Consider the following 9,451-nt stretch of genomic DNA (forward strand, 5'->3'; position numbering starts at 1 on the left):
CTTCTGAATCAATGCCCCGCCGACGCAGGCCCCGCCTTCGCCGCAAACGGCGGTTTCGCCAGCCACACCAGCACGATCAAGCCCATGAACGCCCAACCCAGCAGCGTGAAGTAATCCACGGTGGAGAGCATGTACGCCTGGCTGTTGAGGATCTGGTCGAGCTGGGCATAAGCCGGTGTACTCGCGCCACCGAGATGGTTAAGCGCCTCGCGGGTGGCCGGCTCATAGGTGCTGATGCTTTCACTCAGGTAGGCATGGTGCTGGTCGGCCCGGCGTATCCAGATCCAGGTGGTCAGCGATGCGGCGAAGCTGCCGCCCAGGGTGCGCAGGAACGTCGCCAGTCCGGCACCATCCGCGATCTGTTGTGGCGGCAGGTCCGACATCAGGATGCTCAAGGTCGGCATGAAGAACAGCGCCACGCCGATCCCCATGAACAACTGCACCAAAGCGATGTGCTGGAAATCCACTTCGTTGGTGAACCCGGCGCGCATGAAGCAGCTCAGGCCGATGGCCAGAAACGCCAGCCCGGCCAGCAGGCGCAGGTCGAACTTGTGGGCGTATTTGCCAACGAAGGGCGACATCAATACCGGCAGGATGCCAATGGGTGCCACCGCCAGCCCGGCCCAGGTGGCGGTGTAGCCCATCTGGGTCTGCAACCACTGCGGCAGGATCAGGTTGATGCCGAAGAACCCGGCGTAGCCCCCCACCAGCACAATGGTGCCGATGCGAAAGTTGCGGTAGGCGAACAGCCGCAGATTGACCACCGGATGGCGGTCGGTCATTTCCCAGATCACAAACACCGCCAGGGCAATGACCGAAATCAGCGCACCGATAATGATGAAGTTCGACTCGAACCAATCCAGGTCGTTGCCTTTGTCGAGGATCACCTGCAGCGCACCGACACCGATGATCAACGTGATCAAGCCCACGTAATCCATTGGCTGGTGGCTGGTGACCACCGGCCGCGCCTTCAGTTGCTGGCGCACCACCATCACGGCGAAGATCCCGATGGGCACGTTGATGAAGAAGATCCACGGCCAGCTGTAGCTGTCGGTGATCCAGCCGCCGAGGATCGGCCCGGCAATCGGCGCCACCACCGTGACCATCGCCAGCAACGCCAGGGCCATGCCGCGCCTGGCCGGCGGATACACGGCAATCAGCAAGGTCTGGGTCATGGGGTACAAAGGCCCGGCCACCAGCCCCTGAAGGACACGAAAGCCAATCAGCTCCGGCATCGAAGTCGAGATACCGCACAGAAACGAGGCGAGCACGAACAGCAGGGTTGCCCACAAGAACAGCTTCACCTCACCAAACCGACGGCTGAGCCAGCCGGTCAGCGGCAGCGCGATGGCGTTGCTCACCGCGAACGAGGTGATGACCCAAGTGCCCTGCTCCGAACTGACACCCAGGTTGCCGGAAATGGTCGGCAAAGCGACGTTGGCAATGGTGGTGTCGAGCACTTGCATGAACGTCGCCAACGACAGCCCGATGGTGCTGAGCAACAGGCTGGGCGGCGTGAAGGACGCGTTATTGCTCATTGCGAAATCCTATGAAGCGAAGCGGACATGACAAAGTTGCGCAAAAGTCCCGGTTGAAATGGGGGACAAAACTGTGGGAGCGAGCCTGCTCGCGATGGCGGATTTTCAGTCGCCATCAACACGGGCTGATCCACCGCTATCGCGAGCAGGCTCGCTCCCACAGGTTCAGGTCATTACCCAAGTCGCCAGGCATGGCTACCTCAGCGCTGCGCGGTCTTGCTCGCCGCGGCACTGTTTTCATGGATCAACCGGCTGATCATCGCGTCGGCGTCGACCAGTTGCCGGTCATAGACCTGGGTGCTGAAAGAGGCTTGTTTCGGTGGTTGCTGGGCCAGCACCGGACCACTCTGGTCGCGCAGGTTGACGTCGACCTGGGTCGACAGGCCGACCCGCAGCGGATGCTTGGCCAGTTCCTGGGCGTTGATATGAATACGCACCGGCACCCGCTGCACGATCTTGATCCAGTTGCCGGTGGCGTTCTGCGCTGGCAACAAGGCAAACGCGCTGCCGGTGCCCGCACCGAGGCTGTCGACGGTGCCGCTGTACTTCACGTCGCTGCCATAGAGGTCGGTTTCGATGTCCACCGGCTGGCCGATGCGCATGTCCCGCAGCTGGGTTTCCTTGAAGTTGGCGTCAATCCATAACTGATCCAGCGGAATCACCGCCATCAGCGCCGTGCCCGGCTGCACCCGCTGGCCCAACTGCACCGTGCGCTTGGCGACGTATCCGGTGACCGGCGCGATCAAGGTGCTGCGGGCGTTGGTCAGGTAGGCCTGACGCAATTGCGCGGCGGCCGATTGCACGTCTGGATGGGAAGCCACCACGGTGTCATCCACCAAGGCACTGGAGGTCTTGAGTTGCTGTCTGGCGTTGGCCAACGCATTCTGCGCCGAGGTCAAATCGTCACGGGCGTGGGACAGTTCCTCCCGGGAAATCGCCCCACCGGCCGCCAGGTTCTTGCGTCGGTTGTAGTTCTCCTGGGCCTTCTGTACTTCGGCCTCCTGGGCTTTGACCTGAGCGCGCATGCCATCGACGTTGCTGTACAAGCCACGCACCTGGCGCACTGTACGGGCCAAGTTGGCCTGGGCACTTTGCAGCCCGACCTCGGCGTCGTTCGGGTCGAACTGCACCAGCACCTGGCCTTCACGCACCAGGTCACCGTCGTCGGCACCGATGCTCACCACGGTGCCGGTGACCTGCGGTGTGATTTCCACCACGTTGCCGTTCACATAGGCGTCGTCGGTGCTCTCGCTCCAGCGGCCATACAGTTCGTGCCAAGCCCAGACGCCCAGGCCACCCAGGACGACAATCAGTGCCAGCCCCAGCAGCATCAGCTTGCGCTTGCGCGGGTTGCTGCTGTCCTGGGCAGTTTCAGAGGGTTGGGTAGTTTCGGCAGTAGCCATGACAAGTACCTCGAATCAGTTGTGCGACGTGGTGGAGGCCGGCGCGGCCGAAGCCAGGGTGTCGGCCTCGAAGCCACCGCCCAGGGCCTGCATCAGTTGGATCGACAGGTCGATCTGCTCGGCATTCAGGTTCGCCAGTTGGCGCTGGGCCTGGAGCAATTGCTGCTCGATGCTCAGCACATCCAGGTAATTTCCGATGCCGGAGCCATAGCGCTGGACCACGGTGTCGTAAGAGTTCTGCGCGATATCGGTGGCGTGTTGCTGCGCGGCGATCTGCCGTGCGATGTCGCGCAACTGGTTGATGGTGTCGCTGACATCCCCAAGGGCCTTGACCAGACTCTTGTTGTACTGCGCCACCGCCATGTCGTAATCGGCATCCCGGGCGTCCAGGTCCGCCCGCAGTCGCCCACCGTCGAAGATCGGCAGCGACACCGTCGGCGCTACGTTGAAAAAGCGGCTGGCCGAACCGAACATCGCGTCCCCCAACAACGACTGCACCCCCGCCGCCGCGCTCAGGTTGAGGTTGGGGTAGAACTGAGTCTTGCCGGCTTCAATGTCCTTGCCCGCCGCCTCAACTCGCCAACGACCGGCGACCAGATCCGGACGACGGCCCAGCAATTCGGCCGGCAGGTTCGACGGCAGGGCGACGGCGCTGGCTTGCAGCACGTGAGGGCGAGCAATTTCATTGCCGCGGTCCGGCCCCTTGCCCAACAGCACCGCCAAGGCGATTTTTGCGCTTTGCAGGCGTTTTTCTGCGTCGATCCGACTCGCATCGGCGCTGGCTTCCAGGCTTTCGGTCTGCTGGAACTGATATTCGCTGTCGATCCCGGCGCTGAGGCGGCGCTTGCCCAGGTCGAGCATTTGCCGGGTGCGCTTGAGGTCCTCGGAGGCCAGGTCATAAATGATGTGGGCCTGCCCCAGATCGCTGTAGGCCCGGGCCACGTCAGCGGCGAGCGTCAGGCGAGCGGCCTGCCGGTCGATCTCGGCGGCGCGGGCCTGGCCCAGGGCCGCTTCCCAGGCCGCACGCTGGCCGCCCCAGAGGTCGAAGTTGTAATTGAAATCCACGCCCAGCGAACGCAGGGTGCTGTACGCACCGCCCTGCCCTTGCGGGTCCTGGTCACGGGCCAGCCGCGAACGGCTGACACTGGCGCTGGCATCCAGGGTCGGCATGCGCGCCGCATTGGCGGCGTATGCAGCGGCACTGGCCTGATGCACCCGGGCGCTGGCGATCTGCATGTCCGGGCTGTCGCGCAACGCTTCGTGGATCAGACCGTCGAGTTGTGGATCGCCGAGGCTTTTCCACCAATCGCTTTTCGGCCAGGAAGCGGGCGACAGCGTGACGCCGTTGAGAGATTGCCCGGCCTTGAGGTTTTGAGCCTCAAGGCGGACGCCTTCGGTGTTCAGGCCGCTGTAACTGGCACAACCAGCCAGGCTCATGGCCAGCAACACCAGGCTGATGCGGGTACGCAAGGTTTTACGACTCATTTGTCCCCCAACCGCAATACGGTGATGGGATCACCGGCGGCAAGCAGAATTTTTTTGAGGATTTGTTCGAGGATTTGCAACTCCTCGCGGCTGATGGCGCCCGCCAACTGGTTCATGGCATCGGCGCCGATAACAGGCAGACGATCGGCCAGGGCCTGGCCGGCTTCGGTCAGCACCAGTCGCACCTGCCGACGGTCATCCGCCGAGCGCTGGCGGATCAGAAAACCTTTCTGCTCCAGACGATCGACCATTCGTGTCATCGAGCCGCTGTCCAGGGACAGGTACCGACACAGCTCGACCGGCGTATCGATGCCGTGCTGGGCCATGATGATCAACACCTTGAACTGCGCGGCAGTGATGCCGACGGGTTCCATGTGGGTGTCGATGATTCGGTCTTTGAGCAGCGCGGCACGACCGAGCAGCATGCCGAGGTGGCAATTGTGGAAATCGTCCGGGGTGAAGTGTTTCATCTGACCACCTTTTACTGCCTAGGCAGTGAATGTATGTCGAGATGTTACTGCCTAGGCAGCAAATGTCAAACAAATAGTTAGCTTGCTATGCACAACCCGACAAACGCAGATAAAAATGTGGGAGCGGGCTTGCTCGCGATAGCATCGTGACAGTCAACATTGAGTCGGCTGATACATCGCTATCGCGAGCAGGCTCGCTCCCACAGGGGGTGGCGGGAAGGCTTAGAAATCGCGCTTGTAGAAGATATCCAGGGAGCTGGCGACGCCGCTGGCGGCTTCCAGGTACACCCGCTTGCTGAGTTTGTAGCGCAGGGCGATGGTGTTGGCCGGTTCGAACACGCCGACGCCGTAACGCAGGCTGAGTTTTTCCGTCAGATTGCCGCTGGCCACGACGCTGGTGGCATCGCCGCTGCCCTGGGTGTCGAGCTGGAAATCCTCGATCCCTAAATTGTTGGCAAGGCTGGTGGTCACCCCCGCACTGCCCATCAGCCCCAGGCCCAGTGCCGCCTGGGCGAGCATGTTGTTGTCCTCGCCCGTGGTGCTCAGCGGCCGGCCGAGTACCAGATAAGACAACGCCTGTTCCTGGCTCATGGCTGGTTCAGAGAAGATTTGCGTGGTCGGCTGTTCGGCGCTGCCGCTCAAACGAATGCCGGCGATCACGTCGTCGGTCTGGCGAATCGCTTCGATATCCAGGTACGGCTGGTCGATCGGCCCGGCGAACAACAGCCGCGCCCGACGCACCGTCAGCCGTTGCCCATAGGCCCGGTAGCGACCGTCGTTGAGCCAGAGTTCACCGCGGGTATCCATGTTGTCGCCGATGTGCACCTGGCCTTGTACGTTGGCCGTCAGGCCGAAGCCCGAAAACGCGAGCTTTTCCTGGCCCACGATCACATCGATGTCCATCGCCATGGCCATCGGTGTCTTGCCCTCCTCGGTCTGGTGGCCAACGATCACCGTATCATCCGACACCTTGACGGTAGACGGCGGCAGTTCGCGCACGGTGATTTCGCCTTTGGGCACCAGGACCTTGCCGGCGATGGAAAGCCGCTCGCCCTGCAACGTGATGGTCAGGTCCGGCGCCACCTCCAGCACCGCGTAAGGTTCGACGGTGACCGGCAATTGCGAACCCTTGAGCGCCAGGTTCATGCTCAGGGCTTCGCCCCAGCCGATGTCCCCGGTCAAGCTGCCTCGGCCGACCTTGCCACTTTTCCAGTCACCGTTGAGGCGCACCGTTTCACCGGCAATCGTTGCGCGCATCTGCAAGTCTTCGAGGCTGACCGGCAGTTCCGGGCCGGACACTTCGCCATCGCTGATCAACAGGTTGCCGTTGACCTGGGGCGCCAACAAACCACCCGACAGCGTGCCGCTGCCATTCAGGTGACCGGTGAGGGTTTCCACCATTGGCAGGAATGGCCGCGCCACGGACAAGTCCAGGCCGCTCAGGCGGAACGAGCCGCTCAGCGGTTTGCTGGCCGGCAACGGATTGATCTGCGCCTGGAGCATCAGTTCGCCCAGCTTGGCCCCAACGAAATTCAGGCTGGTGTCGATCCGTTTGGGCGTCAGGCGACTGTCGAGGGTCAAGGTCTGGTAGGGGAAGTCCAGCCATTGCTCAGCGTCGCGGTCCTTGTCCCGGATCCGCAAAGTGCCGCCGCTGGCGTCCACCAGAATGCGCCCGTTCGGGCCGCTGGCCGGCAGGTCCAGTTGCAGGTCGGCGTTGAGTCGGCCCTGCCAGGCAAAATCCTTGGGCATCCACTTGGCCAGGCTTTCGATGGGGAATTGCTTGAGGTGATAGCGCAGCTTCGGCTCCGGCATCAGGCGCTGATCCTCACCACACAGGCTGGCCTCGCCGGAACGCCAACAGTGAGCCCCCAGGTTGAGCGTGCCATTGGCCAGGCGCTCCAGCTTGGCCGGGGCTTGCAGCCGCCAGGCCTGGCCGCCGGCCTGCACATTGCCACTGCTGAGGCGCCCGCGCCAGTTGCCTTGGTCGAGCACGCCATCGAGCGCCAGGGCCGTTTCCAGCTGTGGCCCTTGCAGGTCGAGGGTCAGTTTTTGCTGCCTGATGTCGCCCTGCCCGCTCACCGTCAGGACACCGAGCGACGTATCGCCCGCCCGAATGCCGCTGGCCTTGAGGTCAACCTTGCCGCGCTGCGCGCTGTCGAGGGTCGCATCCAGGTTCAGGCTTTGCAGGCGGTTGTCCTGCAACGCCAGTTGCGTGCCTTGCAGATCGAGCTTGCCTTGGGGGGCCTTGAGTGTCCCGGCCACGTTGAGGCGACCGATCAACTGGCCGCGCAATTGCGGCCAGAGCTGGGCCAGGCGCGAGAGTTTGATATCGATCTGACCGCTGAGTTTTTCTTGCAGGCTGCCCGTGCCGTTGATGCGGTTGTCACCCAGGCGAATGTCCAGCGCGCTGAGGTTCCACTGCTCGCCAACACCGTTGGCCTTGGCCTGGAACAGCGCCGGTTGGCCGCGCAACTTGCCCTTGAGGTCCAGGTCCGCATCAAGCTCCAGGCGGTCATTTTTCATCGAACCCTTGCTGCGCAACGGCCCGGCCAGAGTGCCGGGCAGCTCCCCCAGCCAATACGCCGGGTTGATGGCCGACAGCTCCAGCGCCGTGTCCCAGGCGATGCCGTCGGCAAACTCAAGGTTCAGATGGCCTTCGGCCTTGCCCTGCCCGGCGGCGAGTTTGAGTTCCGGCAAATGGATTGTCGTCAGGTCGCCGCTGAATGGGCTGTCCAGGCTGAACGCTCCGGCGGGGCCGTCCAGTGCGGCCTGGAAATTGCCCAGGTATTTGCCATCGGTGTACGACACTTCACCGTTGAAACTGCGCAGCGTCACTTGTGGCTCGTCAATCAGCGGATAGAGGCGATGCCAGGGGAAGTCCAGCCAGGCGATTTTCGCCTCGGCGCTCAGGCCTTCGCGCCAGTCCAGCTGGCCGGTGAGCTTGAGGTATTGCTGATCACTGGCGTTGAGGTCCAGGCCGGCGATCTGCGCACCGTTGGCGTCCACTTTGCCTTGCAGCAGCAAGGCCACCGGGCCTTTTTCGGCGGGCAACGTTGCCTTGCCAAGCAACTGGTAGCCGCTGTTCAGATCGCCTTCGCCCGTCAGCTCCAGTTGATTGAGCATCAGGGTATCCGGCAGATCGGCGCCGGCCCTGAAGCCGTCGGCGGTGATGCGTACCTTGGCCGGCAGGTTGTCCGCCAGCGGTTGCAGCTCACCGACCAACCGGCCTTGCAGATAGCCGCTGCTGTCGGCGTTGATGTTGAGGGTTTTGAGCAGATTGCCATCGATGTTCAGGTCCAGCGTCCAAGGCGTGGCGCGTGGCGCTGGCAAGGTCAACCGGCCCAGGGCCTTCAGCGGCCAGTCGCCGCCGGGTTGCAGCAAACCGGACAGCTTCAGGCTCAGTTCGTCGCGCTGCAGCTGCACCGAGTCGATCTGCAGACCCTGGGCGGTCCAATGCGCGGCCAGTTGCAAGCCCTTGAGCTGTTCGCTGCCATTGAACAACAGGCTGCCGACCTGCACGTCGCCCAGTTCGAGGGCAAGCGGCAGGTTCAGGTCCGGCAAGGTGATCGGACCGCTGCTCGGCTCGTCAGTGGACGGAGGAAATTGCAGGCTGACCTTGCCGGCCTTGAGCTGATCGATGCACAGGGTCATGCGCGCCAGGCATAGCGGCGACCAGGCGAAAATCACCTGATCGAGTTCCACTCGGCTGCTGTCCTGCTGCCACAACAGGTGGTCGGCACTCCACTGGCCGCCCAACCGTCCCTGAAAATTATCCGTGCTCAAACCCGGCACAACGCCAAGCGCCCAACGGCTGCCCCATTGCGTGCCGAGCACGATGCCCAGGGTCAGCAAGACCACCAGCAGCAACGTGCCGAGCGCCAGCAGCGCTATTTTCAAACCACGATTCACAACTCGGGCCCCATGGAAAAGTGCAAGCGAATGCCGCCATCGTCATCCAGCGCATGGGCGAGGTCGAGGCGGATCGGCCCCACCGGCGACACCCAGCGCACACCGACGCCGACACCCGTCTTGAGGCTCGGCAGCTCAAGGCTGTTAAAGGAGTTGCCTTGGTCGACGAAGGTCGCCACCCGCCATTTTTGCGCAATCGAATACTGATACTCGAGGCTGCCGGCGACCATGTAGCGACCACCGATGCGATCACCTTCGGAGTTTTCCGGTGACAGGCTCTGATAATCGTAACCGCGCACGCTCTGGTCGCCACCGGCGAAGAAGCGCAGGGATGGCGGGATGGATTTGTAGCCATTGGTGGCGCTGCCACCAACCTGGGCCCGGGCCAGCAGACGATGCTTGTCGAACACCGTAGTCAGGCCCTTGACCATGGCCGTGCCATATAAAAGGTTGTTGTCCGACCCAAGCCCTTCCTTGGCGACCTTGGTGTCGAATTGAATGCGATAGCCGTTGCGCGGATCGATGCGGTTGTCACTGCGCAAGTAGGAATAGCTCACGCCCGGCATCAGCAAGGTGCTCAGGCCCGAATCGTCGCCGAGCCGATACTCCTCACGCTGCCACTTGAGCGACACCACCCGTTGCCAGC

General features: G+C 62.9%; 6 protein-coding genes. All 6 read right to left on the reverse strand.

Annotated features, from left to right (window positions below; all coding sequences use genetic code 11):
* Positions 1 to 8 precede the first annotated feature (8 nt).
* A complete protein-coding gene (locus GSM73_RS14055) occupies positions 9 to 1,538 on the reverse strand; it encodes a DHA2 family efflux MFS transporter permease subunit (RefSeq protein ID WP_107322885.1) in 1,530 nt (509 codons plus the stop codon).
* A 200-nt stretch (positions 1,539 to 1,738) separates the two neighbouring features.
* Positions 1,739 to 2,941, reverse strand: coding sequence for an efflux RND transporter periplasmic adaptor subunit (locus GSM73_RS14060; protein ID WP_047229310.1), 1,203 nt, complete (start codon positions 2,939 to 2,941; stop codon positions 1,739 to 1,741).
* A gap of 15 nt (positions 2,942 to 2,956) precedes the next feature.
* Entirely contained in the window at positions 2,957 to 4,426 is a 1,470-nt protein-coding gene (locus GSM73_RS14065; RefSeq protein ID WP_160892979.1) for an efflux transporter outer membrane subunit, read from the reverse strand.
* Positions 4,423 to 4,896: a MarR family winged helix-turn-helix transcriptional regulator gene (locus GSM73_RS14070; protein ID WP_047229308.1), complete on the reverse strand. Its 474-nt coding sequence runs from the start codon at positions 4,894 to 4,896 to the stop codon at positions 4,423 to 4,425. Before GSM73_RS14070 ends, GSM73_RS14065 begins: the two co-directional genes overlap by 4 nt.
* Before the next feature lie 222 nt (positions 4,897 to 5,118).
* Positions 5,119 to 8,805, reverse strand: a complete 3,687-nt coding sequence (locus GSM73_RS14075) for a translocation/assembly module TamB domain-containing protein (RefSeq protein WP_160892981.1) — start codon at positions 8,803 to 8,805, stop codon at positions 5,119 to 5,121.
* Positions 8,802 to 9,451 (reverse strand): autotransporter assembly complex family protein (locus tag GSM73_RS27310; protein WP_256676904.1); only part of this gene is annotated, 650 nt, incomplete at its 5' end. The genes GSM73_RS14075 and GSM73_RS27310, both read right to left, overlap by 4 nt.

The organism is Pseudomonas sp. PICF6 (genome assembly GCF_009831705.1).
GTDB classification, from domain to species: Bacteria; Pseudomonadota; Gammaproteobacteria; order Pseudomonadales; family Pseudomonadaceae; genus Aquipseudomonas; species Aquipseudomonas rhizophila.